Origin of the sequence: Kitasatospora sp. NBC_01539 (genome assembly GCF_045040525.1) — a bacterium.
Lineage (GTDB): Bacteria > Actinomycetota > Actinomycetes > Streptomycetales > Streptomycetaceae > Kitasatospora.
Genome location: NZ_CP109390.1, coordinates 1,395,746 through 1,419,989, shown reverse-complemented (window position 1 = coordinate 1,419,989; position 24,244 = coordinate 1,395,746). Strand labels below are relative to the sequence as shown.

The 24,244-nt window shown below is 71.8% G+C and carries 19 protein-coding genes and 2 pseudogenes; 12 read left to right on the top strand and 9 right to left on the bottom strand.

Annotated elements, in window-relative coordinates:
- Positions 1 to 49 precede the first annotated feature (49 nt).
- The 5 genes and pseudogenes from OG335_RS06030 to OG335_RS06010 form a co-directional block, all read left to right on the top strand.
- On the top strand, positions 50 to 1,012 hold the full coding sequence (locus OG335_RS06030) for a fumarylacetoacetate hydrolase family protein (RefSeq protein ID WP_405009955.1): 963 nt from the start codon (positions 50 to 52) through the stop codon (positions 1,010 to 1,012).
- 65 nt (positions 1,013 to 1,077) lie between these two features.
- Positions 1,078 to 1,790 (top strand): annotated as a pseudogene (locus OG335_RS06025) (SDR family oxidoreductase).
- A 14-nt stretch (positions 1,791 to 1,804) separates the two neighbouring features.
- A complete protein-coding gene (locus OG335_RS06020; RefSeq protein ID WP_405009954.1) occupies positions 1,805 to 2,581 on the top strand; it encodes a CoA transferase subunit A in 777 nt (258 codons plus the stop codon).
- Positions 2,581 to 3,231, top strand: a complete 651-nt coding sequence (locus OG335_RS06015; protein WP_405009953.1) for a 3-oxoacid CoA-transferase subunit B — start codon at positions 2,581 to 2,583, stop codon at positions 3,229 to 3,231. The genes OG335_RS06020 and OG335_RS06015 overlap by 1 nt, the downstream gene beginning before the upstream one ends.
- 82 nt (positions 3,232 to 3,313) lie before the next feature.
- A pseudogene (locus OG335_RS06010) lies at positions 3,314 to 3,670 on the top strand (DUF4158 domain-containing protein); the annotation flags it as partial.
- Positions 3,671 to 3,757: 87 nt separating this feature from the next.
- Here OG335_RS06010 and OG335_RS06005 read toward each other — a convergent pair.
- The 8 genes from OG335_RS06005 to OG335_RS05970 all read right to left on the bottom strand — a co-directional run bounded on the left by OG335_RS06005 (position 3,758) and on the right by OG335_RS05970 (position 13,757).
- Complete coding sequence (locus tag OG335_RS06005; protein WP_405009952.1) at positions 3,758 to 4,198, bottom strand: MarR family winged helix-turn-helix transcriptional regulator; 441 nt, start codon at positions 4,196 to 4,198, stop codon at positions 3,758 to 3,760.
- Between the two features lie 104 nt (positions 4,199 to 4,302).
- Positions 4,303 to 5,184: a fumarylacetoacetate hydrolase family protein gene (locus OG335_RS06000; protein ID WP_405009951.1), complete on the bottom strand. Its 882-nt coding sequence runs from the start codon at positions 5,182 to 5,184 to the stop codon at positions 4,303 to 4,305.
- 36 nt (positions 5,185 to 5,220) lie between these two features.
- Positions 5,221 to 6,255 carry a cupin domain-containing protein gene (locus tag OG335_RS05995; protein ID WP_405009950.1) on the bottom strand — a complete coding sequence of 345 codons (1,035 nt, stop codon included), beginning with the start codon at positions 6,253 to 6,255 and terminating at the stop codon, positions 5,221 to 5,223.
- 19 nt (positions 6,256 to 6,274) lie between these two features.
- The gene (locus OG335_RS05990) at positions 6,275 to 7,489 is read right to left on the bottom strand and encodes an FAD-dependent monooxygenase (protein WP_405009949.1); all 1,215 of its coding nucleotides are present in this window, start codon (positions 7,487 to 7,489) and stop codon (positions 6,275 to 6,277) included.
- Positions 7,490 to 7,830: 341 nt separating this feature from the next.
- On the bottom strand, positions 7,831 to 10,473 hold the full coding sequence (locus tag OG335_RS05985) for a family 78 glycoside hydrolase catalytic domain (RefSeq protein ID WP_405009948.1): 2,643 nt from the start codon (positions 10,471 to 10,473) through the stop codon (positions 7,831 to 7,833).
- A gap of 74 nt (positions 10,474 to 10,547) precedes the next feature.
- A complete protein-coding gene (locus tag OG335_RS05980) occupies positions 10,548 to 11,450 on the bottom strand; it encodes a carbohydrate ABC transporter permease (protein ID WP_405009947.1) in 903 nt (300 codons plus the stop codon).
- A gap of 5 nt (positions 11,451 to 11,455) precedes the next feature.
- Complete coding sequence (locus OG335_RS05975) at positions 11,456 to 12,340, bottom strand: carbohydrate ABC transporter permease (protein ID WP_405009946.1); 885 nt, start codon at positions 12,338 to 12,340, stop codon at positions 11,456 to 11,458.
- Between the two features lie 100 nt (positions 12,341 to 12,440).
- Entirely contained in the window at positions 12,441 to 13,757 is a 1,317-nt protein-coding gene (locus OG335_RS05970) for an ABC transporter substrate-binding protein (RefSeq protein WP_405009945.1), read from the bottom strand.
- A 269-nt stretch (positions 13,758 to 14,026) separates the two neighbouring features.
- Between OG335_RS05970 and OG335_RS05965 the strand changes: the two genes are divergently transcribed.
- The gene (locus OG335_RS05965) at positions 14,027 to 15,040 is read left to right on the top strand and encodes a LacI family DNA-binding transcriptional regulator (protein ID WP_405009944.1); all 1,014 of its coding nucleotides are present in this window, start codon (positions 14,027 to 14,029) and stop codon (positions 15,038 to 15,040) included.
- Between the two features lie 96 nt (positions 15,041 to 15,136).
- On the opposite strand, the gene OG335_RS05960 is transcribed toward OG335_RS05965, so the two are convergent.
- Positions 15,137 to 16,156, bottom strand: coding sequence for a LacI family DNA-binding transcriptional regulator (locus tag OG335_RS05960; RefSeq protein ID WP_405009943.1), 1,020 nt, complete (start codon positions 16,154 to 16,156; stop codon positions 15,137 to 15,139).
- Between the two features lie 167 nt (positions 16,157 to 16,323).
- On the opposite strand from OG335_RS05960, the gene rhaI reads away from it, so the two are divergent.
- The 6 genes from rhaI (at position 16,324) to OG335_RS05930 (ending at position 24,199) form a co-directional block, all read left to right on the top strand.
- Complete coding sequence (gene rhaI / locus OG335_RS05955) at positions 16,324 to 17,490, top strand: L-rhamnose isomerase (protein ID WP_405009942.1); 1,167 nt, start codon at positions 16,324 to 16,326, stop codon at positions 17,488 to 17,490.
- 104 nt (positions 17,491 to 17,594) lie between these two features.
- Positions 17,595 to 19,634 (top strand): bifunctional aldolase/short-chain dehydrogenase, encoded by a 2,040-nt coding sequence (locus OG335_RS05950; protein ID WP_405009941.1) that lies wholly within the window; start codon positions 17,595 to 17,597, stop codon positions 19,632 to 19,634.
- A gap of 186 nt (positions 19,635 to 19,820) precedes the next feature.
- A complete protein-coding gene (locus OG335_RS05945; protein ID WP_405009940.1) occupies positions 19,821 to 21,293 on the top strand; it encodes a rhamnulokinase family protein in 1,473 nt (490 codons plus the stop codon).
- Positions 21,294 to 21,375: 82 nt separating this feature from the next.
- Positions 21,376 to 22,131, top strand: coding sequence for a (Fe-S)-binding protein (locus OG335_RS05940; RefSeq protein ID WP_405009939.1), 756 nt, complete (start codon positions 21,376 to 21,378; stop codon positions 22,129 to 22,131).
- Complete coding sequence (locus tag OG335_RS05935) at positions 22,128 to 23,567, top strand: lactate utilization protein B (RefSeq protein WP_405009405.1); 1,440 nt, start codon at positions 22,128 to 22,130, stop codon at positions 23,565 to 23,567. The genes OG335_RS05940 and OG335_RS05935 overlap by 4 nt, the downstream gene beginning before the upstream one ends.
- Complete coding sequence (locus OG335_RS05930; RefSeq protein WP_405009938.1) at positions 23,564 to 24,199, top strand: lactate utilization protein C; 636 nt, start codon at positions 23,564 to 23,566, stop codon at positions 24,197 to 24,199. Before OG335_RS05935 ends, OG335_RS05930 begins: the two co-directional genes overlap by 4 nt.
- Positions 24,200 to 24,244 lie beyond the last annotated feature (45 nt).

Sequence of the window (24,244 nt, the reverse complement as noted above, 5' to 3'; positions counted from 1 at the left end):
CGGGCACCGGACCCGTCCCGCGCCTACCGCCACCCACCCGAGGAACCCCATGCGCCTGGCCACCTACGAGTACGACGGCGAACGCCGCTGCGGCGTGCTCGACGGAGACCGCCTGCACCCGCTGCCGGCCGACGTCGACCTGCTCCACCTGGTCCGCGCCGGGCTGCCGGCCCTGCTCCGTGCAGGCGAGGAAGCCCTGGAGGGCCTCGCAGGCCCGGACCTGGCCGCCGTGCGCCTGCTGCCTCCTCTCCAGCCGCCCACGATCCGCGACTTCGTCGCGTTCGAGGAACACGTCGAGGGCGTGCGGCGCAGCGTGGAGGGGGTCGGCGGCGTGCCCGCTGCCTGGTACGAAGCGCCCACCTTCTACTTCGGAAACCCCTACGCCGTCATCGGCGCCCACGACGACGTGCCGATGCCGCCCGGCTCGTCCGTGCTCGACTTCGAGCTGGAGGTCGCCGCCGTCATCGGCCGCGAGGGCCGCGACCTGACGCCGGAACAGGCCCGCGACCACATCGTCGGCTACACCGTCTTCAACGACTGGTCCGCTCGCGATCTGCAGTCCCGCGAGATGAAGGTCGGCCTCGGTCCCTGCAAGGGCAAGGACACCGCCACCACACTCGGCCCCTGGCTGGTCACGGCCGACGAACTCGAACCCCACCGCGACGTCGACGGATTCCTGCGCCTCGCCCTGACCGCCGAGGTCAACGGCACGGTGGTCGGCCGTGACCTGCTCTCCAACATGGGCTGGACCTTCGAGGACCTCGTCGCCTACGCCTCCCGCGGCACCGCGGTCCGCCCCGGTGACGTGCTCGGCTCCGGCACCTGCGGCAACGGCGGCTGCCTCGCCGAACTGTGGGGACTGCGGGGAGTGCAGGACCCGGCCCCCCTGCAGCCGGGTGACACCGTCACCCTCACCGTCCAGGGCATCGGCACCGTCTCCAACACCGTGGTCCCCGGCACCGGACCCCTCCCGGTCCCCGCCGCCCGCAAGCGCCCCCGGACCCGGCCGTGACGGCCGACCGGCTGCGCGGCAAGGTCGTCGTGGTCACCGGTGCCGCACAGGGACAGGGGGCGGCGATGGCGCGCGCCCTCGCCGACCAGGGGGCAGAGGTCATCGCCACCGACGTGGTGGACGGTCCGGGCATCCGCCGCCTCGACGTCACCTCCTCCGACGACTGGACCGCCCTCGCCGACCGGCTGGGCGAACGCCACGGACGTGTGGACGGGCTCGTCAACAACGCCGGCATCACCCGGCGGGCCCGGCTCGGGGACATCCGGCCGGCGGATTTCCACGAGGTCCAGGCGGTGAACGTCCTCGGCCCGCTGCTCGGGATGCAGAAACTCGGCCCGCTGATGCCACCCGGCTCCTCGATCGTCAACATCGGCTCCGCCGCCGGCCTCACCGGCCACTACCCGGTCGCCTACACCGCTAGCGTGGGCCCCTCCTCGCCGAAGGCGGGCGAGGAGGGAGGGCTCTTCGCGGCGTGTCCAAGGCCGCCTGCGTCGAACTCGGCCCACGCGGCATCCGGGTCAACCTCGTGCACCCCGGCTTCATCGAGACACCGATGACCGCCTCGGCCCCGCCCGCCTTCCGCGAGGCCAGCCGGCGACTGACACCGCTCGGCCGCACCGGGGCACCGGAGGAAGTCGCCCCTCTCGTCGTCTTCCTGATCTCGGACGACTCCTCCTACCTCACCGGAGCGGAAATCCCCGTCGACGGCGGCTACACCGCGCACGGCGGCGCCAAAGCCGTCTCCGACGCGCTGCGCGAACCATCCCCCGAGGCCTGAAAGGAACCCAGCACGTGGACAAGGTTCGACAGAGTGCCGCAGCGGCGGTCTCGGACATCCCCGACGGTGCGTCACTGGCCGTCGGAGGATTCGGCCTCAGCGGGGTGCCGACCGTCCTCATCTCGGCACTCCACGACCAGGGCGCATCCGGACTCGGCGTGGTCTCCAACAACTGCGGCGTGGACGGCGCGGGTCTGGGCCTGCTCCTGGCCGCGGGGCGCATCGCCCGGGTCACCGGAAGCTACGTGGGCGAGAACAAGGAGTTCGCCCGCCAGTACCTCGGCGGCGAGCTCGAAGTGGAACTCGTCCCCCAGGGCACGCTGGCCGAGCGGCTGCGAGCCGGTGGCTGCGGAATCCCCGCGTTCTACACGCCGGCCGGCGTCGGCACCCAGGTCGCCGACGGCGGACTGCCCTGGCGCCACCACCCCGACGGCAGCGTCCACGTGTGCTCCCCTGCAAAGGAGATCCGGGAGTTCGACGGACTCCACTACGTGATGGAACGGGGGATCACCACGGACTTCGCGCTGGTCAGGGCCGCCAAGGGCGACCGCCACGGCAACCTCGTCTTCAACAAGTCCGCGCGCAACTTCAACCCGCTCGCGGCCATGGCCGGCCGGATCACCGTCGCCGAGGTCGAGCGGCTCGTCGAGCCGGGTGAGCTGGAGGCCGACGAGATCCATCTGCCCGGCGTCTTCGTCCAGCGCGTCGTCGCCCTCACCGGGGACCAGGCCGCCGACAAGGCCGTCGAACGACGCACGACCTCGGCAACGCACGGAACGGTGGGACCCTGATGCCCTGGAACCGCAACGAGATGGCGGCCCGCGCGGCCACGGAGCTGACCGACGGCTCCTACGTGAACCTGGGCATCGGACTCCCGACCCTCGTCCCCAACCACCTGCCGCCGGGCATCGACGTGGTACTGCAGTCGGAGAACGGCATCCTCGGTGTCGGCCCCTACCCGGACGACCCCGACGTCGACCCCGACCTGATCAACGCAGGCAAGGAGACCGTGACCGCCCTGCCCGGAGCGGCGTTCTTCGACTCCTCGCTCTCCTTCGGCATGATCCGCGGCGGCCACATCGACGCTGCGATCCTCGGGGCCATGCAGGTCTCGGCCCGCGGTGATCTCGCGAACTGGATGATCCCCGGCAAGATGGTCAAGGGCATGGGCGGTGCCATGGACCTCGTCCACGGCGCCCGCCGGGTCGTCGTCCTCATGGAGCACACCGCCAAGGACGGCACCCCCAAGATCGTCCAGGAGTGCTCGCTGCCGCTCACCGGCCGGGCATGCGTCCACCGCATCATCACCGACCTCGGTGTCCTGGACGTCACACCCCGTGGACTGGTCCTCGTGGAGACGGCACCGGGCACCACCGCCGACGAGGTCGCCGCACGCACCGCTGCGCCCCTGACGCTCCGCGAGAGTGTGACCCCGAGGTAGCGGGTGACCGCCCGCGCCCACCGGTACACCGCCGGAGCACGCGGCCGCCCGGCGGTGTCGGTGCCGAGCCCGACAGGCACGCATCGCCCGGGCGGCGGCCCGGCGGCTCGCCTTCGGACCGGCGTGCCGGCAGGACGCGCAGCCCCTCGGTCCGGCCCGCGCGAAGCGGGGCCCGGCGAAGCGGTTGGGGCGGGCGGCGCAGTGGGGTCGTGTGCGGATGCTCGGGGTGTTCCCGACCGGGGACCTGTCTGCCGTGCCCGCCGCGGTCGTGCGGTTCGCGGCCGAGCAGTTCGGCATGGAGCCGGACGAGTTCGCCGCGTACGGGGTGCGGCGGCAGAACCGGTACGAGCACGCGTGGGAGATCCGGGACGCCTACGGCTACCGCGAGTTCAAGCCCTCCCCGGGGGCTGTCGCCGAGCTGACCAGCCTCCTCGCATCCGGTGCTCGCCGGCAGGCGCCACGACAGCCTGATCGCTTCTCGCGGTGCGTCCTGGTCGGAGAGGGCGGCGGGGAGGCTTCCCCGCGCTCAACGTCCGACGGCGCCGTCCAGGTGGGAGATCTTCCGAAGGACGCTGACGGCGAGGTCACGCTCGGCGGCCGGCAGTGCTTCCAGGAGCTGTTCGTTCACGTTTTCGGCGGCCGGGATGAGGCTGCCGAGGAGTTGCTCGCCGTCCGGCGTGAGGTCCACGAGAGTGCGCCTGCGGTCCTCCTCGTCCCGTACCTGGGTGACGTACCGCTGGTCGGTCAACCTGCGGACGATGTGGTTGACCGTGGAGCGGTCCAGGGAGGTGGCGGTGGCGAGGGTGCGCTGGTCGATGCCGGGGTCTCGGGCCAGGGCGTTGAGAACCGCGAACTGCTGGGAGGTGACCTCCCGTGAGACGTGGGCCGCCCACAGGGCGGTGTGCACCTGTTCCGCACGACGGATGAGATGCCCGACGTAGTCTTCCAGGTCGAGCGCGCGTACCAATGCTTCGTCCTTCTCCGGCCGAGGTGGCGCCGCTCCGGTCGCGGGCGGGCTCCGCCGCGAGTTTACAATCCGACGGCACCACCTCGGCCGCCACGGCCCGGGTGTCAGTTCGGCGGTGTGGGTGCCGGGCGCCGTCCGGGGCGTCGGCCGTACGGGGTGGCGCGGGAGGCGTCCACGCCGACCTCCAGGCGGCCGACGCGTTCGATGTCGACCACGACGCGGTCGCCGTGGCCGAGCGGGCCGACGCCGGCGGGCGTACCGGTCGCGATGACGTCGCCGGGGTACAGGGTCATCACCGAACTGGTGTAGGCGATGAGTTCGCGCACGCCGAAGATGAGGTCGGCGGTGTTGGTGCGCTGGCGGGTGGTGCCGCCGACGTCGCAGCGCAGGTCGAGCGCGTCGGGGTCGGGGATCTCGTCGGCGGTGACGATCCACGGGCCGATGGGGGTGAAGGTGTCGAAGGACTTGCGGGTGGAGCGGTCCTCGTCGGAGCGGACGGTGATGTCGAGCAGGCAGGTGTATCCGAAGACGTACGACAGCGCCTCGTCGGCGGTGACGTGGGAGGCGGTGCGGCCGATGACGACGCCGAGTTCGCCCTCCTGGTCGGTCCGCTTGTCGTCGTAGGGCAGGACGATGTCCTGGCCCGGGCCGATGACGGAGGAGTTGGCCTTGAGGAAGACACCGAGTTCGGCGACCGAGGTGGTGTACTCCATCTCGGCCTTGTGGTCGAGGTAGTTGACAGGTGCTCCGACGATTTTGCCGGGGAGCGGGAGGGGTGCTTCGAGTGCCGTCCCCGGCAGGGGCGTACGGGGTGCGGTGGTGAGGTCGGGCTGGTGGACCTTGCCTGCGGCCAGCTGCTCGATGTGCCGGTGCAGGGGGCCTGCGGGGCCGTAGGGCCCCGGGCCGGCGAGTTGTTCGGTGACGTCGACCAGCTCGTCGCCGTCGATGACGCCGAGTCGGCCGTGGCCGAAGAGGGCGAGGCGCATGCGGGGTTCCTTGCGTGGATGGTGGGCGGGGAGGGTTCAGGCGCCGGGGTCGGCCGTCTCGGAGCGGTAGAGCCCGAGGGAGCGCATGACGGGTTCGTCGCTGTAGGAGAAGAGCACGGCGTCCCGGGAGGAGGTGTTGAGGTGCCGGTACGAGGCCCAGCCCGGGACGGCGAAGGTGTCGTGCTCGGACCAGTCGAGGCGTACGCCGTCGACGACGGTGGCGCCTTCACCGCGGACCACGCTGAATACGGTGGAGGCGGTGTGGCGGCGGCCGGCTCCCCGGAAGCCGGGGCGCAGGCGGTGGATCCGGCAGCCGATGGTGGGCATGACGGGGCCGCCGGTCCAGGGGTTGGTGTACTCCAGCACGATGCCGTCGACGCCGCTGCCCTCGGCGGTGTCCGCGACGGCGTCCAGGGCGCGGGCGGTCTCCGTCCAGGTGTACCGGGTGACGGGGGAGTTGGGGCCGTCCTGGGTCAGCCAGGCCGGGGTGAGGCGGCCGTGCAGGAACTGGCGGCTGCCCGCGTCGTCGGGGCGGGTGACCGGCTGCAGGCGTTGCGGGTACTTCTCGTAGAAGCCGGCTTCCAGCGCGTTGACGAGGGGGTAGTCGAGGGCGTCGAGCCAGATCATCGGCGCGTCGCCCCGGTGGGTGTGGTCGTGCCAGTGCCAGCCGGGCGTCAGGAGCAGGTCGCCGGGTGCCATGCCGACGCGTTCGCCGTTGACGGTGGTCCAGGCGCCGCTGCCCTCCAGGATGAAGCGGAAGGCGTTGGAGGTGTGCCGGTGCGCCTGGGCGGTCTCGCCGGGGAGGATGACCTGGAGGCCGGCGTAGAGGGTGTTGACGGTGGCCGGCGGGTCCGTGAGGCCGGGGTTGACGAGCATGAGGACCCGGCGCTCCGCCTCGTCGAGGGAGAGCGTCTGCGAGAAGTGCAGCAGGTGCGGGCGCAGTTCCCGCCAGCTCCACCGGTACGGGACGGCCCGGCTGCGGGGTTCGGCGGGGAAGAGGTTGCCGTAGAAGCGCCACAGCGGGGCGGCGCCGAGGTCTTCCAGCGCCTCGTAGACGTCGTCGTCGGTCATGATGTTCTCCCGGTGGGTGTCAGGCGACGGGCATGGTCTCGGGGGCCGGTGTCCACACCCACGAGATGTCGTCGAAGTCGTCGGGGGAGCGCCCGCCGAGCAGGGCGTTGCGAAGGGTGGCGCCCATGCCTTCCACGTGGCAGATCTCACCGAACCGGTGGGCACCGGTCTGGATGCGGGCCGCGCGTTCCCGGCGCCGCTCGGCGTAGGCGGCCAGGGCGCCCGCCACATCGGTGAACTCCTCCAGCGCCCGGCCGAGGGCCACGGCGTCCTCCAGTGCCTGGCCCGCACCCTGGGCGAGGTACTGGAGCATCGGATGGGCCGCGTCGCCGAGCAGGGCGATCCGGCCGTGGACCCAGGTGTCGAGGGGGCGCCGGTCGAACAGCGGCCAGCGGCGTTCCCTGGAGAACAGCGGCAGCGCATCGCGGACGGCGTCGCACGTGCCGGTGAAGCGCTCCTCCAGCTCCGCTTCGGTGCCCCAGTCGTCCGAGTCGGGCGTGTAGTGGTCGCTCTCGAAAACGGCCACCTGGTTGTACAGCTCGCCCCGACGGACGGGGTACTGCACGAGGTGCATCCGCGGGCCGGCCCACACCATCACCGCTTCGGACGCGGCGTGCCGGGCCATCTGGCCGGTCATCCTGCCGGTCGGCAGTGTGCCGCGGTAGGCGACGTACCGGGAGCAGACGGGGTCGCCGTCGCCGACCAGTGCGCGGCGCAGCCGGGAGTGCAGGCCGTCGGCGGCCACGACGGCCGAGGCGGTGAGGACGGCGGTGGTCTCCTCGAAGTGCAGGTGCACCCGGGAGCCGTCCTGTTCCGCGTGGGTGACGGTGTGGCCGGTGAACAGGGTGACGCGGGGGTGGGCGCGACAGGCTGCGAGCAGTGCCGCGTGGAGGTCAGTGCGGTGGGTGACCAGGTAGGGGTGCCGGAAGCGTTCGCGGTAGGCCGCGCTGCGCAGGTCGAGTTCGGTGATCCGGTTGCCGCTGAGGGCGTCCATCATCACCAGGCGGGGTGGCGTCACGGCCGTGCGCTGCACGTCGGCCAGGACGCCGAGTCCTTCCAGGGCGCTGGAGGCGTTGGGGGCCAGCTGGAGGCCGGCTCCGATCTCGCCGAATTCGGCGGCGCGCTCGACGAGGGTCACGCGCAGCCCCGCGCGTGCTGCCGCCAGGGCTGCGGCGAGGCCGCCGATACCGCCGCCGACTACGGCGAGCCGGCAGGGGTCGGGGGATGAGGGCATACGGCCTCCTCGGGGAGTGGACGGGTTGGGGGCATGGCCGCTGGTGGGAGCCGCCGCTAATGATTGGAGCATCAATCATTGATGTACTGATGATATTAGGAGGTGGCCGCGGGTGGGTCAATGGGCCCTGCTCACGGGAGCGGATGACGGTCACGGCCGCGGACCTGCCGGGGTGGAGCGGGTGGCACTCGTGGAAAGGCCGTGCCCAGGGGCATGCAAAGAGCCGGTCGGGACCGACACTGCGTCGGTCCCGACCGGCTGGGACGCGGTCGGTCGGCGGTGAGGACGGTGACGTCCTCGTGCCCCCGCCGTCGGTGGTGACGGCGGGGGCACGGGCCCGGCTAGGAGCGGTGGCGTGCCACGGAGGCCGCGAGGGCCCGGGCGACGGAGCCCGGGTCCGTTCCGCCGACGGCGCCGGCCGTGTCGACGGTGTGTTCGCCGGGCCCGAGGACGAGGGGGGCGAGGCCGGGGAGGTCGACCGTGCCGAGGCAGCCGGCGGGCACGGTGATGCGGGCGGTCATGCCGTCCGCGGTCAGCTCCCAGGAGAGCGCGGCCGTGCCGTAGGGGGTCTCGTGGCGGGTGTTCGCCCAGGTGATGCCGCCGCCGGGGCGGGGCCGGTAGGTGAGGGTGCGGTAGCCGGGCTCGGCGGGGGCGATGCCGCCGACGGTGCGGTGCAGCCAGTCGGCGACGGCGCCGAGGGCGTAGTGGTTGAAGGAGGTCATGCCGCCGGGGTTGAGGGTGCCGTCGGGGCGCAGGCTGTCCCAGCGCTCCCAGACGGTCGTGGCGCCCTGGGTGACGGTGTAGAGCCAGGAGGGGCACTCGGTCTGGGTGAGCAGCCGGTACGCGGTGTCGAGGTGCCCGGTCTCGGCGAGGGCGTCGCAGATGAGCGGCGTGCCGACGAAGCCGGTGGCGATGCGGGCGTCGTCGCGCAGGACGAGGGCGGCGAGCCGGTCGCCGGCGCGCATGCGGGCGGCGGGGTCGTCGAGCAGGTCGAAGGCGATGGCCAGGCAGTACGCCGTGGGGCTGTCGCTCGTCATGCGTCCGGAGGGCAGCACGTACCGGTCGCGGAACGCGGCGGCGACCTCGTCTGCGAGCGCGTCGTAGCGCCGGGCGTCGTCGATGTGGCCGAGGGCACGGGCGGACCGGGCCAGGTGGCGGGCGGAGCGGGCGAAGTGGGCGGTGGCGACGAGGTGGCGGTCGGTGCGGCCGGCGGCCGGGTCGTCCGGCGGGGCGATGGGGTCGAGCCAGTCGCCCAGCTGGAACCCGGTGTCCCACAGCCGGGTCGGGCCGGCGAGGCGCTCCACCAGGTCGACCCAGGCCCGGCCGGTCGGGTAGTGGCGGCGCAGCAGGCCGAGGTCGCCGAAGCGCTCGTACAGCACCCACGGGGTGAGGGCCGCCACGTCGCCCCAGGCGGCGCCGGGCCGGATCGGGGTCCAGACGTCGTTGCCGGGGATGACCGGCACGTACCAGGGGACGGTGCCGTCGGGGAGCTGTTCGATGCCGACGTCGGTGAGCCAGGAGTCGAGCATGCCCGCGCAGTCGTACAGGAAGCTCGCGGTGGGGGCGAAGACCTGGAGGTCGCCCGTCCAGCCGAGGCGTTCGTCGCGCTGGGGGCAGTCGGTGGGGATGTCGACGAAGTTGCCGCGCATGCTCCACACGACGTTCTCGTGGAGGCGGTTGACCAGCGGGTCACTGCACTCGAACCAGCCGGTGCGCCGCATGTCGGTGTGGTGGACCCGCGCGGTGACGGCGCCGTCGGCGAGGTCGCCGGGCCAGCCGGTGATCTCGGCGTGCCGGAAGCCGTGCAGGGTGAACCGCGGCTCCCAGGTGCGCGGCCCGTCTCCGGCGAGGACGTAGGTGTCGCGGGCGTGGGCCTCGCGCAGGGGTGCGGTGGCGAGTTCGCCGTCCTGGAGGACCTCGGCGTGGCGCAGGGTGATGCGGGTGCCGGCGGGGCCGTCGACGGTGATGCGCAGGCGTCCGACGAGGTTCTGTCCGAAGTCGAGGAGGTGGCGGCCGTCCGGTGTGCGGGTGACCGTGACGGGGGCGACCTCCTGGGTGCAGCGCACCGGCGGGCCCTGGGGGGCGACGAGGGTGCGCGGGTCGCGGGTGCCGGTGGCGACCGGGGTCCACCGGTCCGTGTCCGTGCGGCCGGGGGTCGACCAGGCGGGGTCGTCGAGGCGGGCGTCGAAGGTCTCGCCCTCGTACAGGCCGCTGGTGAGGATCGGGCCCGGGGCGGCGCTCCAGGCGGCGTCGGTGGCCACGACGGTGGTGGTGCCGTCGGTGTGGGTGATCTCCAGCTGGGCGATCAGCGACAGGTCGGTGCCGTAGATGTCGCGGGTGCCGCCGTCGAAGCCGAACCGGCCGCGGTACCAGCCGTCGCCGAGCCAGGCGCCGATGGTGTTGGCGCCCTCGGCGAGGTGGTCGGTGACGTCGTGGGTGCGGTACCGAAGGCGCTCGCCGTAGACCGTCCAGCCGGGGGCGAGGACGTCGTCGCCGACGCGCCGGCCGTTGATCTCGGCCTCGTACAGGCCGTGGGCGGTCACGTACAGGCGGGCCCGCTCGACGGGCGCGGCCAGGTCGAAGTCCCGGCGGACGCGGGAGGGTCGCCGATCGGAGTCGGGGTCCTCCGGCCAGGCGCCGCCGACCGGGACGGCGGCCCAGTCGGCGGCGTCCAGCAGACCGGCCTCGACGGTGCGGGGCTCGCTCCACGGCGACGGCTCCCCGCTGCCGGCCCAGACGCGGACGCGGACCGCGACGCGCTCCCGGGAGGCCAGCGGCTCGCCGGGCCAGGGCACCAGGCTCCGGCCGGGGCCGTCGACGCGCCCGGTGCGGTGGGTGCGTCCGTCGCGGCCGAGTTCGATCTCGTACCCGTCCTGGGCGGCGGTGCCGGCCGGGAGGAGCCAGGACAGGCGCGGCCGGGCGGTGCCGGCGCCGAGGCCGTCCGGCAGGTGCTCGAACGACACCGGGGCAGGCTGGAGGAGCATCACAAAGGGGACCTTCCGTGACGTGGGTGGTGCGGCCCCGGGCGAGGGGGAGGGGGGAGGGCGGGGCGCGGTCGTCAGCCCTTGACGGCGCCTCCCGTGAGGCCCTTCATGACCTTCTGGTTGAGGAAGAGGTAGATCAGCAGCGTGCCCGCGACGTTGATGCAGATCGCGGCGAACAGCGGCCCGTACTGCGTGGCCCCGAAGTCGCCGGTGAAGTTCAGCAGGCCGACCTGCACGGTCCGCAGGTCCTGGCTGTTGGTGAAGGTCAGTGCGACGAGCAGGTCGTTCCAGATGAAGAAGAACTGCACCAGGCCGACGGTCAGGATGGCGTTGCGGATCATCGGCAGGCTGATCGTCCAGAACGACCGCAGGATGCTCGCACCGTCGAGGGTCGAGGCCTCGAACACCTCGCGGGGCACGGACTTGTAGTAGGTGGCCATCATGAACACCGTCAGCGGCAGGCCGGTGCCGGTGTAGGTGAGGATCAGCGGCCACAGCGTGCCGGAGAGACCGGTGCGGAAGTAGACGGAGAACAGCGGCAGCAGGATCATCTGGGCGGGCACCATGACGCCGGCCAGGAAGATCAGGAGCGTCAGGCTGCGCCCCCTCCACACCATGATCTGCAGGGCGAAGCCGGCCGCCGCACCCATGAGGAGGATCAGGGCGAGGGAGGGGACGACGGCGAGGACGCTGTTGCGGACGTACAGGCCGATGTGGCCGGTGGTCCACGCCGCGGTGTAGTTGCCCCACTCCCAGGTGGTGGGCAGGCTCCAGGTGGAGTTGTTGAGGTAGTCGCTGTTGGACTTCAGCGAGGTGAGGAACATCCAGACCAGCGGGTAGACCTCGATGACGAGCAGGACTCCGATGACCGCCTTCACCCAGAGCTTCCCGAGGGGGCGGCGCTTCGGCGGCCGGGAGCGATGGGATCCGCGGGAGGGCCGGGATGCCGCGGCCTGCAGCGGCGCGTCGGTGGACATGGGGGTCAGCCCTTCGTGAGGTCGCGCCGCGAGACGCGGAAGACGACCAGGGTCACCAGCAGGCACAGCACGGTCAGCAGCAGCGCGATCGCGCTGCCGTAGCCGTACTCGCTGTAGGTGAAGGACGTCTGGAACATGTAGAGGGTCAGCGGCGTGGTGGTGTTGCCGGGGCCGCCGTTGGTGAGGGCGACGACGGAGTCGAAGACCTTGAGGGTGCCGTTGATGCTGAAGATCACGGACGACATGAGGACGGGGAAGGACAGCGGCAGGATGATGTGCCGGATCAGGCGCAGGCCGGAGGCGCCGTCGAGGCGGGCCGATTCGAGCGTCTCCTCGGGGATGTCGACCAGACCGGCGAAGAGCAGGACGGCGTAGAAGCCCATCGACCGCCAGATGTCCATGATGATCAGGACCCAGAACGCGCTGCCGGAGCTGCCGAACCAGTCGATCGAGTCGATGCCGACCATGTTCAGCAGCGAGTTGACCGGGCCGGTCTGCGGGGCGACCTGGAAGAACTTCTGGAACAGCAGGCCGACGGCGACCGTCGGCAGCACGACGGGGAAGAAGACCAGGGTGCGGACGAACGCCGAGGCCTTCTTCAGGTAGAAGGTGTACAGCAGTGCGAGCCCGTAGCCGGCCAGGACCTGGCCGACGGTGACGACGACCGCGTACTTGACGGTGAACCACAGGGACGAGTGCACGGTCGAGTCGGAGAACAGGCGCCGGAAGTTCTCCAGTCCGCTCCAGGTGAAGCCGTCGATGGCGTTGCCCGTGGTGAACGCGTACCCCAGTGACCACACCATGGGGACGAGCATGATGAGGGAGTACACGAGCAGGGCTGGACCCACCAGGATCATGATGGCCCTGCGGTCACCGAGTACGCGGTGCATGGTCGTGTCCTTCGTTGTAGTGGATGAGCGGCCCGGAGGTCTCCGCCGAGGGCCCGGGAGCGGCGGGGGCCGCCGCTCCCGGGCCGTCAGCGTCCGGGGCTCACGTGCCGGACTGGGCGTCCTGGACGAGCTGCATGAACTTCTCGGGGCTGGTGCTGCCGGTGACCAGGGAGGCCGCGTTGGACTGGCTCACGGTCGTGGCCTTGGTGCTGAACAGCGCCTCGAACCAGAGGACGTTCTGCCGGGAGGCGTCGATCGTCTCGCGCACCTGCTTGGTGACGGCGTTCTTGTCGGCGACCGGAGTGTTGACCTTGAAACCGGAGATGGTGCCCTGGTCCTTCAGCGCGGTGCTGCCGTAGTTCTCGGTGATGCACTTGACCCAGGCGCCGGTGTTCTTGTCGAAGCTCTTGGCGTTCAGGGCGATCGGCAGGCCGACGTTGGACGGGTACTGGTCGATGGCGCCCTTGCCGCCGGTGACCGCCGGGAAGGGCATGAAGCCCACGTTCTCGGCGCCCACGGTGTTCTGCTTGGGGTCGGCGATGTTCGACAGCGCCCAGCTGCCCATGTAGAACATGCCGGCCTTGCCGCTGAGGAACTGGTTCATCGCGGTGTCGTAGTCGATCGAGCCGACGCCCTGGCCGAAGTAGCCCTTCTTGCCGAGCTCGGCGACCTTCGCGGCGGCGGCCACGTACTCCGGGTCGGTCAGCTTGGCACTGCCGTTGGCGATGCGCTCCATCGCGTTCGGGCCGAGCGAGCGGTACAGGTAGCCGCTGACGAGACGGGTGATCGGCCACCCCTGCTGGCCGGAGGCGGCGAAGGGCTGCACGCCGGCGCCCTGCAGCTTCGCGGAGGCGGTGAGCAGCTCGTCCCAGGTCTTCGGCACCGAGAGGCCGTGCTCGGCGAACAGCTTCTTGTTGTAGAAGATGCCCTCGATGTTGTACTCGTACGGCAGCACCGCGAGCTTGCCCTCGTACAGCGCCTTGATGGTGGAGACCGCCGCGGGCTGGATCTGGTCGTAGACGCCGAGCTTCGTGAGCTCGTCCTCCAGGTTGGCGACCTTGCCGGACTTGTAGAGCTGGTTGGTCAGGGCGGGGGCGTTGCCGGCGGCGAACTGCACGGGCAGCGCGCCCTGGCCGGCGAGCAGCTGGAGCTTCTGGTCGAGGCCGGTCTGCGGCACGGTGTCGACCTTGAGCGGCAGGGCCTTGTTCTGCTCGGCGCACGCGCCCTGGGAGAGGGTGGTGAGGGCCGTCTTGACGGTGGTGTTCTCCACGACCGAGAGGTAGCTGAAGTCCTTCGGCGCGGCGGCGGCGCCCGAGCCGGTGCCGCCGCAGGCGGAGGCGAGGAGGACGACGGCGGCGGCGCTCGCGGTGAGGCCGACGAGGCGGGCTCTACCGGGGCGGGCGGAGGAGATGGTCACGGCTGTGCTCCCTGGCGTCATTGAGGAGGAGGCATCGCGGCGAAGACGGCGGGACGCGCTCAGACGGGGTCCCGGTTGTGTAGAACGTTCTTCGCTGGAAGTGCCACTACAGTGCCCGCGTGGGCCAGCTGCGTCAAGACACGAGGGCGTAACGTCGCGGTCATATCTTCCGCAGCGGCCCTTCGGCCTGCAAGAATCGTGTAGAACGTTGTTCATCCAATGAGACCGGAGGGGTGCCACGCATGGAATCGGCGAAACGCTCGAAGCGCGTGACCATCACGGACGTGGCCCAGCACGCCGGCGTGTCCACGGCCGCGGTGTCCAAGGTGCTGCGCAACGCCTACGGGGTGAGCCCCGCCATGCAGGAGCGCGTCCGTGCCGCGATGGCCGAGCTGGACTACCGTCCGCACGCGGCTGCACGCGGCATGCGCGGCCGCACGTACACGATAGGCGTGCTGCTGGACAACATGCGCAACACCTTCTTCGCCGACATCATCGACGGCGTCCAGGAGCAGCTCCGCGACAGCGACTACACCGTGATGATCGGGGCCGCGGGCTTCGGCGCGGAGGGGCAGGCCCGCACCGTCCGCGCGATGGTGGACCGCCAGATGGACGGGCTCATCCTGATCGCCCCGGGGAGTCCGCGCAGCGAGGTGCTGGCCACCGCGGCCACGGTGCCGACCGTGATCATCGGCCACCACGACGCGGCCGACGTCCACGACTCCGTGGTGGACGCGGACGGGCTGGGTGCGGGTCTGGTGGTCGACCACCTCGTGTCGTTGGGGCACCGCCGGATCGCCCTGCTGTCGGCCCCCGGCACCAGGGCGAGCAGGTGGAAGCTCACCCCGGAGATCGTCCTGACCGGTGGCTACCTGGAGGCGATGGAACGCCACGGACTCCGGGACTCCGCCGAGGTCGTCCCCACGGACTACTCCGACGAGGGCGGCTACCGCGCAGGCCTCCGACTGCTGGGCGGCCCCAACCCGCCGACGGCCGTCATGGCGGGTGCCGACGTGGCCGCCCTCGGCGTCTACCGGGCGGCCGACGAACTCGGCCTGGCCATCCCCCGCGACGTGTCGCTGGTCGGGTACAACAACACCGCCGTCGCCGCTCTCGCCCCGGTGCAGCTCACCAGCGTCGACCAGGCCGGGCACACCATGGGCTCCACCGCGGCACGCATGCTCCTGGAGCGGGTCGAGGGCCACCGGACCCGTGCCATGCAGACCTCCATGACCCCGCGTCTCGTGGTCCGCCGCAGTACCGCTGCGCCGAAGGCCGACTGAACGGACCGCAGGAGCGCGGTCCCGGTGCAGCCCTCCGCCGTCGCGACGGCACCGTGGGATCGAACGGTTTCAAGGACTCAGGACGCGTGGCCGATCTCATGCACCCCGGAGGCTGGAACGCCGGACCACGATCTCCGGCTGGAAGAGGACCTGGCGGTGCCGGTGCCCGGCGGCGGCGTCGCCGGTCTCCTCCAGCAGGAGCTCGGCCGCGGTCCGGCCCATCGTCTCCGCCGGTTGGCGCACCGAGGTCAGGGGCACTGCGGCCGCCGCGGCGAATTCGATGTCGTCGTACCCGACGATCGCAAGGTCCTCGGGTACGCGCAGGCCGGCGGCGTAGGCCGTCTGGAGGACTCCCAGGGCCAGCAGGTCGTTGGCGCAGAACACGGCGGTCGGCCGCGGCGTGAGCCCGAGGATCCGCGCACCGGCGTCCCGGCCCGCTGCCACGTCCAGCCGGTCGACGCCGACGTCGACCAGGCACTCCGGGCCGTACCCCTCCTGCCCCAGTGCTCCCAGGGCGCCTTCGCGCCTGTCCCGCACCTGCTGCAGGGGGTGGTTCCCGCCCACGAAGGCGATGTGGCGGTACCCGCCCTCCAGCAGGTGCCGGACGGCCATGGCGCCGCCCGCGACGTCGTCCACCGCGACCGAACAGGCATCCGCGCCCGGCAGCACGCGGTCCACGAGGACGAACGGGACGCCGTTGCGGCGCAGCACCGCCGTCGCCGCAGCGGTGGCGTCCGCCGGGGTGAGCAGGACGCCGCGCACCCGCTGCTCGGCGAAGAGCGACAGGTAGTCGGCCTCGTCGGCGGGGCTCTGCGCACTGTTGCAGACCATCACGCCCAGGCCCGCCGCGCGGGCGGTCTTCTCGGCCCCCTTGGCGACCGAGACGAAGAAGGGGTTGCCGAGGTCGAGGACGAGCAGGCCCAGGATACGGCTGCGGCCGGCCCGGAGCTGCCGGGCGGACTCGCTGCGGACGTAGCCGAGTTGGTCGATGGCGGCCTGGACGCGGTGGCGGGTGTCCTCCCCGACCACGTCCGGACGGTTGATCACGTTCGACACCGTGCCGACGGAGACGCCGGCCAGCCGTGCGACGTCCTTGATTCCAGCCGTACCGCCCATGAGCTCGTTCCACCCCGCGCCAGCAGTTGAAAAGTTTCACCGGCCGTCGGCCCGGTGCCGATCTCAAGTTACGCCAGCTCCGTTCGTCACACCAGCAGCGTCTTGACGGTGCGGACGATTCGACCTACGGTCTTCTTGAAACGATTCAACTGCTTCGAGGGGTGCCCGTGTCCGAGCGGTCGGCTGTAAAGAGTGCGCTGAAGGCCCAGCGCATCGAGACCCCCTCGTGGGGCTACGGAAACTCCGGAACCCGGTTCAAGGTGTTCGCCCAGCCCGGTGTGCCGCGCGACCCGTTCGAGAAGCTCGCGGACGCCGCCCAGGTCCACGCCGTGACCGGCGTCGCACCGAAGGTGTCGCTGCACATCCCGTGGGACCGGGTCGAGGACTACGCCGAACTCGCCGCGCACGCCCACGGCCTGGGGGTGGAGATCGGTGCGGTCAACGCCAACGTCTTCCAGGACGACGACTACAAGCTCGGCTCCGTCACCCACCCCGACGCCCACGTGCGGCGCAAGGCGGTCGACCACCTGCTCGAATGCGTCGACATCATGGACGCCACCGGCTCGCGCGACCTCAAGCTGTGGTTCTCCGACGGCACCAACTACCCCGGCCAGGACGACATCGCCGCCCGTCAGGGCCGCCTCGCCGAAGCCCTCGCCGAGGTGTACGCCCGGCTCGGTGACACCCAGCGGATCCTGCTGGAGTACAAGCTCTTCGAGCCCGCCTTCTACACCATGGACGTGCCGGACTGGGGTACGGCGTTCGCCCACTGCCTCACGCTGGGCCCCAAGGCGCAGGTCGTGGTGGACACGGGGCACCATGCCCCCGGCACCAACATCGAGTTCATCGTCGCGTTCCTGCTGCGGGAGGGGAAGCTCGGCGGCTTCGACTTCAACTCCCGCTTCTACGCGGACGACGACCTGATGGCCGGCGCGGCCGACCCCTTCCAGCTCTTCCGCATCATGCACGAGGTCGCCAAGAACGGCGGTCTGGACGCGCGGACCGGCGTCGCGTTCATGCTCGACCAGTGCCACAACATCGAGGCGAAGATCCCCGCGGTCATCCGCTCCGTGATGAACGTCCAGGAGGCCACCGCCAAGGCCCTGCTCGTCGACCTCGACGCGCTGGGCGCGGCCCAGCAGAGCGGTGACGTGCTGGCGGCGAACGCGGTGCTGATGGACGCCTTCGCGACCGACGTCCGTCCCCTGCTGGCCGAGGTCCGCGAGGAGACGGGCCTGAACCCGGACCCCCTCGCCGCCTACCGCGCCACCGGCTGGGCGGAGAAGACCGCCGCCGAGCGCGTCGGCGGCGAGCAGGCCGGCTGGGGCGCCTGACCCATCCCGCCCCGCGGGCCGGCCGGCTTCGGCGCACCCTCCGGCCGACCCGCACCCCCTGCGATGTGAGCGCCACCCCGCACCGACGAAGGAAACCTCCCACCATGGCTCTGCACCTCGAAGTCGCCGCGCTGCTGGCCCGCTCCAACCGGCTCGGCTCCGACCCGCGCAACACCAACTACGCCGGCGGCAACACCTCCGCCCAGGGCACCGGCACCGACCCCGCCACCGGCCGCGACGTCGAACTGCTCTGGGTCAAGGGCTCCGGCGGCGACCTCGGCACCCTCACCGAGAGCGGCCTCGCCGCGCTGCGCCTGGACAGGCTGCGCGCCCTGGTGGACGTCTACCCGGGCGTCGAGCGCGAGGACGAGATGGTCGCCGCCTTCGACTACTGCCTGCACGGACGCGGCGGCGCCGCACCGTCCATCGACACCGCGATGCACGGCCTCGTCGACGCCGCGCACGTCGACCACCTCCACCCGGACTCCGGGATCGCCCTGGCCACCGCCGCCGACGGCGAGAAGCTGACCGCCGAATGCTTCGGCGACACCGTGGTGTGGGTGCCCTGGCGCCGCCCCGGCTTCCAGCTCGGCCTGGACATCGCCGCCGTCAAGGCCGCCAACCCGCAGGCGATCGGCTGCATCCTCGGTGGCCACGGCATCACCGCCTGGGGCGACACCAGCGAGGAGGCCGAGGCCAACTCGCTGCACGTCATCCGCACCGCCGAGGCCTTCCTCGCGGAGCGGGGCAGGGCCGAGCCGTTCGGCCCGCTGCTGGACGGCTACGGCCCGCTGCCGGAGGCCGAGCGCCGCGAGCGCGCCGCCGTCCTCGCCCCGTTGATCCGCGGCCTGGCCTCCACCGACGCCCGCCAGGTCGGCCACTTCACCGACACCCCGCCGGTGCTGGACTTCCTCGCCCGCGCCGAGCACCCGCGCCTCGCCGCGCTCGGCACCTCCTGCCCGGACCACTTCCTGCGCACCAAGGTCCGCCCGCTGGTCCTCGACCTGCCCGCCGGCGCACCGCTGGACGAGGCGGTGGCCCGGCTGAAGGAGCTCCACACCGCGTACCGCACCGACTACCAGGCCTACTACGACCGCCACGCCACCGCCGACTCGCCCGCGATCCGCGGCGCCGACCCGGCGATCGTCCTCGTCCCGGGTGTGGGCATGTTCTCCTTCGGCAAGGACAAGCAGACCGCCCGCGTGGCCGGGGAGTTCTACCTCAACGCGATCAACGTGATGCGCGGCGCCGAGTCCGTCTCCTCCTACGCGCCGATCGAGGAGAGCGAGAAGTTCCGCATCGAGTACTGGGCCCTGGAGGAGGCCAAGCTCCAGCGGATGCCGAAGCCCAAGCCCCTCGCCTCCCGGGTCGCCCTGGTCACCGGCGCAGGCTCCGGCATCGGCAGGGCCATCGCCCATCGCCTGGCCGCCGAAGGCGCCTGCGTGGTCGTCGCCGACCTCAACACCGAGAACGCCGCCGCCGTCGCCGAGGAACTCGGCGGCCCTGACAAGGCCGTGGCGGTCACGGTGAACGTCACCGACGAGGAGCAGATCGCGGAGGCCTTCAAGGCCGCGGCCCTCGCCTTCGGCGGCGTCGACCTCGTCGTCAACAACGCCGGCATCTCCATCTCCAAGCCGCTGCTGGAGACCACCGCCAAGGACTGGGACCTCCAGCACGACATCATGGCCCGCGGCTCCTTCCTCGTATCCCGCGAGGCCGCCCGCACCATGATCGAGCAGAACCTCGACGGCGACATCGTCTACATCGCCTCCAAGAACGCCGTCTTCGCCGGCCCGAACAACATCGCCTACTCCGCCACCAAGGCCGACCAGGCCCACCAGGTCCGGCTGCTGGCCGCGGAGCTGGGCGAGCACGGCATCCGCGTCAACGGCGTCAACCCCGACGGCGTCGTCCGCGGCTCCGGCATCTTCGCCGCGGGCTGGGGCGCCCAGCGTGCCGCCACCTACGGCATCGAGGAGGAGAAGCTCGGCGAGTTCTACGCCCAGCGCACCCTCCTCAAGCGCGAGGTGCTCCCCGAGCACGTCGCGAACGCCGTCTTCGCCCTGACCGGCGGCGACCTCACCCACACCACCGGCCTGCACGTCCCCGTCGATGCCGGCGTCGCCGCGGCCTTCCTGCGCTGACACCACCCCGAACCGCTCCGGCGGCCCCCGCCGCACACGCTCCGTCAGGCGGGACACGAGGGTGGCGGCCGGTGCGCACCACCGGCCGTTCGGCCCCGGAGCACCAAGGTGCGGCCGCGCCGACGACGTCGCGGCCGCACCGCCCGACCACCCTGTCGCCCCCGTACCACCGAGGACCACCCTGTCGTGAAACCCACCCCCTCCACCCCGCCCACGGCCTTCGCCGCGGCGGACCTCGGCGCCACCAGCGGCAGGGTCGTCGTCGGCCGGGTCGGCCGCGACACCCTCGGCCTCACCGAGGTCCGCCGCTTCGACAACGGGCCGGTCCAGCTCCCCGACGGTCTCCACTGGAACGTCCTCGGCCTGTACCAGGGCATCCTCGACGGACTGCGTGAAGCCGCACGTTCCACCACCATCGCCTCCGTCGGCATCGACAGCTGGGCCGTCGACTACGGCCTGCTCGACGACGACGGCGCGCTCGTCGCCACCCCCTTCCACTACCGCGACCCGCGCACCGCCCCCGTCGTCGAACAGGTCTGGGGCCGCATCCAGGCCCGGGACCTCTACCACATCACCGGCCTGCAGCACCTGCCCTTCAACACCGTCTACCAGCTCGCCGCGGAGAAACACCTCCACCGGGCCCGCACCCTGCTGCTCATCCCGGACCTCATCACCCACTGGCTCACCGGCACGACCGGAACGGAAGCCACCAACGCCTCCACCACCGGCCTGTACGACGCCCGCACCGGCACCTGGTCGCAGCCGGTCCTCGCCGCGCTCGGCCTCGACCCGGCCCTGCTGCCCCCGCTGCGCCGCCCGGGCGACCTCGCCGGCACCCTGCTGCCGCACGTGGCGGAGACGGTCGGACTCCCCGCCGCCACGCCCGTCACGGCGGTCGCCTCCCACGACACCGCGTCCGCCGTGGTCGCCGTCCCCGCCACCACCACCGACTTCGCCTACATCTCCTGCGGCACGTGGTCCCTGGCGGGTCTCGAACTCGACCGGCCCGTCCTCACCGACGCCTCCCGGGCCGCGAACTTCACCAACGAACTCGGCATCGACAACACCACCCGGTACCTGCGCAACATCATGGGCCTGTGGCTGCTCAGCGAGAGCCAGCGCACCTGGCGGGCGCGCGGGCTTCCGCACCACCTGCCCCCACTCCTCGACGAAGCCGCGCGTGCCCGTCCCTTCGCCGCGCTCGTCAACCCCGACGCCCCCGAATTCCTGGCACCCGGCGACATCCCGGCCCGCATCGCCGAGTACTGCGCCCGCACCGGCCAGACCCCGCCGGAGAGCCAGGGCGCCGTCGTGCGCTGCATCCTGGAGAGCCTCGCGCTCGCCCACCGCCACACCCTGCGGCAGGCCGCGGAACTCGCCGGACGCGACATCCGCGTCGTCCACCTCGTCGGCGGCGGCAGCCGCAACGAACTGCTGTGCCAGTTCACCGCCGACGCCACCGGCCTGCCGGTCGTCGCCGGCCCCACCGAGGCCACCGCCCTGGGCAACGTCCTCGTCCAGGCCCGCGCCCACGCCGTGGTCGGGGACCGCTCCGACATGCGCCGCCTGGTCTCCCGCACCCAGGACCTGCGCCGCTACACCCCGAAGGGCGATGCGAAGGCGTGGAACTCCGCCGCCGCCCGCATCGGCCTGTCGTGACCGGAGAACGAGAAGCCGGAGAACGAGAAGCCGGAGAACGAGAATGAGCACCCTTCCCCACCTCCCCGACCCCGGAGCTGCGATGCGTGTCGCGTTGTTCGTCACCTGTGTCAACGATGCCCTCTTCCCGGGTACGGGCAGGGCGGTGGTGGCGTTGCTGGAGCGGCTGGGGGTGGAGGTGGACTTCCCGGCTGCGCAGACGTGTTGCGGGCAGCCGCAGTTCAACACCGGGTACCGGCGGGGGACGGAGCCGCTGGTGCGCCGGATGGGTGAGGCGTTCGCGGGCTACGAGTACGTGGTGACGCCGTCGGGTTCGTGTGCGGCGATGGTGCGGGAGAACTATCCGCGGATCGGGGCGAAGGCGGTGGCGGAGGGGCGGGGGAGTGAACTCGCCTCGGTGGCTGATGTCTTGGTGCCGCGGGTGTTCGAGCTGACGGAGTTCCTGGTGGACGTGCTCGGCGTGGTCGATGTGGGGGCGTACTTCCCGCACACGGTGACGTACCACCCGTCCTGTCACGGGTTGCGGGTGCTGGGGCTGGGGGAGCGGCCGCGCAGGTTGCTGGAGGCGGTGAAGGGGCTGGAGTTGCGGGAGTTGCCGGGTGCGCAGGAGTGCTGCGGGTTCGGCGGGACGTTCGCGGTGAAGAATCCGGATGTGTCCGCGGCGATGGGTGCGGACAAGGTCCGCAACGCGCTCGCCACCGGTGCGGAGGTGTTGTGCGGGGCGGACAACTCCTGCCTGCTGCACGTCGGTGGCACCCTGCGCCGGCAGGGCGCGCCGGTCCGTGCGGTGCACCTCGCGGAGATCCTTGCTTCCACCGAAGGGGAGTTGTTCGCATGAGTGGCACCTACCTGGGCATGCCCGCTTTTCCTGAGGCTGCCAGGGTCTCCACGAAGAACGAGCGGTTGCGGGCGAATCTGACCCGGGCGACGCGGACGATCCGCGACAAGCGGGCCGTGGCGGTCGGTGAACTCGACGACTGGGCGCAGCTGCGGCAGGCGGGCAAGGACATCAAGGACCGCACGCTGGCCCGCCTGGACGAGTATCTGCTGCAGGCGGAGGCGGCGGTGCAGGCGGCCGGCGGCATCGTGCACTGGGCGGCGGATGCGGCGGAGGCCAACCGGATCGTGGCCGGTCTGGTGAAGGCGAAGGGCGAGCGGGAGGTGGTGAAGGTCAAGTCGATGGCGACGCAGGAGATCGGGTTGAACGAGGCGCTGGCCGCGGAGGGCATCACCGCCTACGAGACCGACCTCGCGGAGCTGATCGTGCAGCTGGGGGACGATCTGCCCTCGCACATCCTGGTGCCTGCGATCCACCGCAACCGCGGGGAGATCCGGGACATCTTCACCGAGGCGATGGGCCGCTGGGGCCGGCCTGCGCCGGAGGGGCTGAGCGACCGTCCGGCGGATCTGGCGGAGGCGGCGCGGCTGCATCTGCGGGAGAAGTTCCTGCGGGCGAAGGTCGCGGTCTCCGGCGCGAACTTCCTCATCGCCGAGACCGGCACGCTGGTGGTGGTGGAGTCGGAGGGCAACGGCCGGATGTGCCTGACCCTCCCGGAGACGCTGATCTCGGTGGTCGGCATCGAGAAGGTCATCCCGACCTGGCGTGACCTGGAGGTGTTCCTGCAACTCCTGCCGCGCTCCTCGACCGCGGAGCGGATGAACCCCTACACCTCGACCTGGACGGGCACCACCGACGGCGACGGACCCGCCGAGTTCCACCTGGTGCTGCTGGACAACGGCCGCACGGCCACGCTCGCGGACGAGGTCGGGCGGCAGGCGCTGCGCTGCATCCGCTGCTCGGCGTGCTTGAACGTGTGCCCGGTCTACGAGCGGGCGGGTGGTCACGCGTACGGCTCGCCCTATCCGGGGCCGATCGGGGCGATCCTCAGCCCGCAGCTGCGGGGCCTGGCCTCCGAGGTGGACGCTTCGCTGCCGTTCGCGTCCACGCTGTGCGGGGCGTGCTACGAGGTGTGCCCGGTGGCGATCGACATTCCCGAGGTGCTGGTGCACCTGCGGGAACAGGTTGTCGAACAGAGCTCCGGCCACCGTGTGGAGCGGGCCGCGATGAAGGCCGCGACCTGGCTGCTGGACCACCCCGCCGCGTTCGGCGCCGCCGAACGCGTCGCCGCGAAGACCCGCGCCCTGCACCCCGGGAAGCTGCCGCTGCCGGGCCCGGCGAAGGCCTGGACCGACACCCGCGACCTGCCGCAACTGCCCGCCGAGCCCTTCCGCGACTGGTGGAAGAAGAACCGCACTCCCGAGGTGGACCGATGAGCTCCCGCGAGCAGATCCTCGCCCGCATCCGCACCGCCCGCACCGACGTCCCCGATGGCCCGGACGACCGTCCCGTTCCGCGTGACTACTGCGAGTCGCACGTCGGGGACGCCCCGGCCGCCGAGGTGCTCGACCTGCTGGTCGAGAATCTCGCCGACTACCGGGCGATCGTCCACCGCGTCACCCCCGAGGGCCTGCCTGCCCTCCTCGCCCGCCTGCTGTCGGAGCGAGGTGCCCGCAGCGTCGCTGTCCCGGAGGGTCTGCCCCGGCACTGGCTCGCCGAGAGCGCTGCCGAGCGGCTGCCCGACGACGGCACCCTCTCCGCCCGGCAGCTCGACACCGTGGACAGCGTCGTCACCGGCTGTGCGCTCGCCGTCGCCGAGACCGGCACGATCGTGCTCGACGCGGGGCCCGCCCAGGGCCGCCGCCTGCTCACCCTGGTGCCCGACCACCACGTCTGCGTGGTCCGCGCCGACCAGGTCGTCGCTTCCCTTCCCCAGGCCCTGCCGCTGCTGGACCCGGCCCGACCGCAGACCTGGATCTCCGGCCCGTCCGCCACCAGCGACATCGAACTCGACCGCGTCGAAGGCGTGCACGGCCCGCGCACCCTCGACGTCGTCATCGTCGCCTGACGACTCCCCGGGATCCACTCCTCGGACGGACCGGCAGGGCCGCCT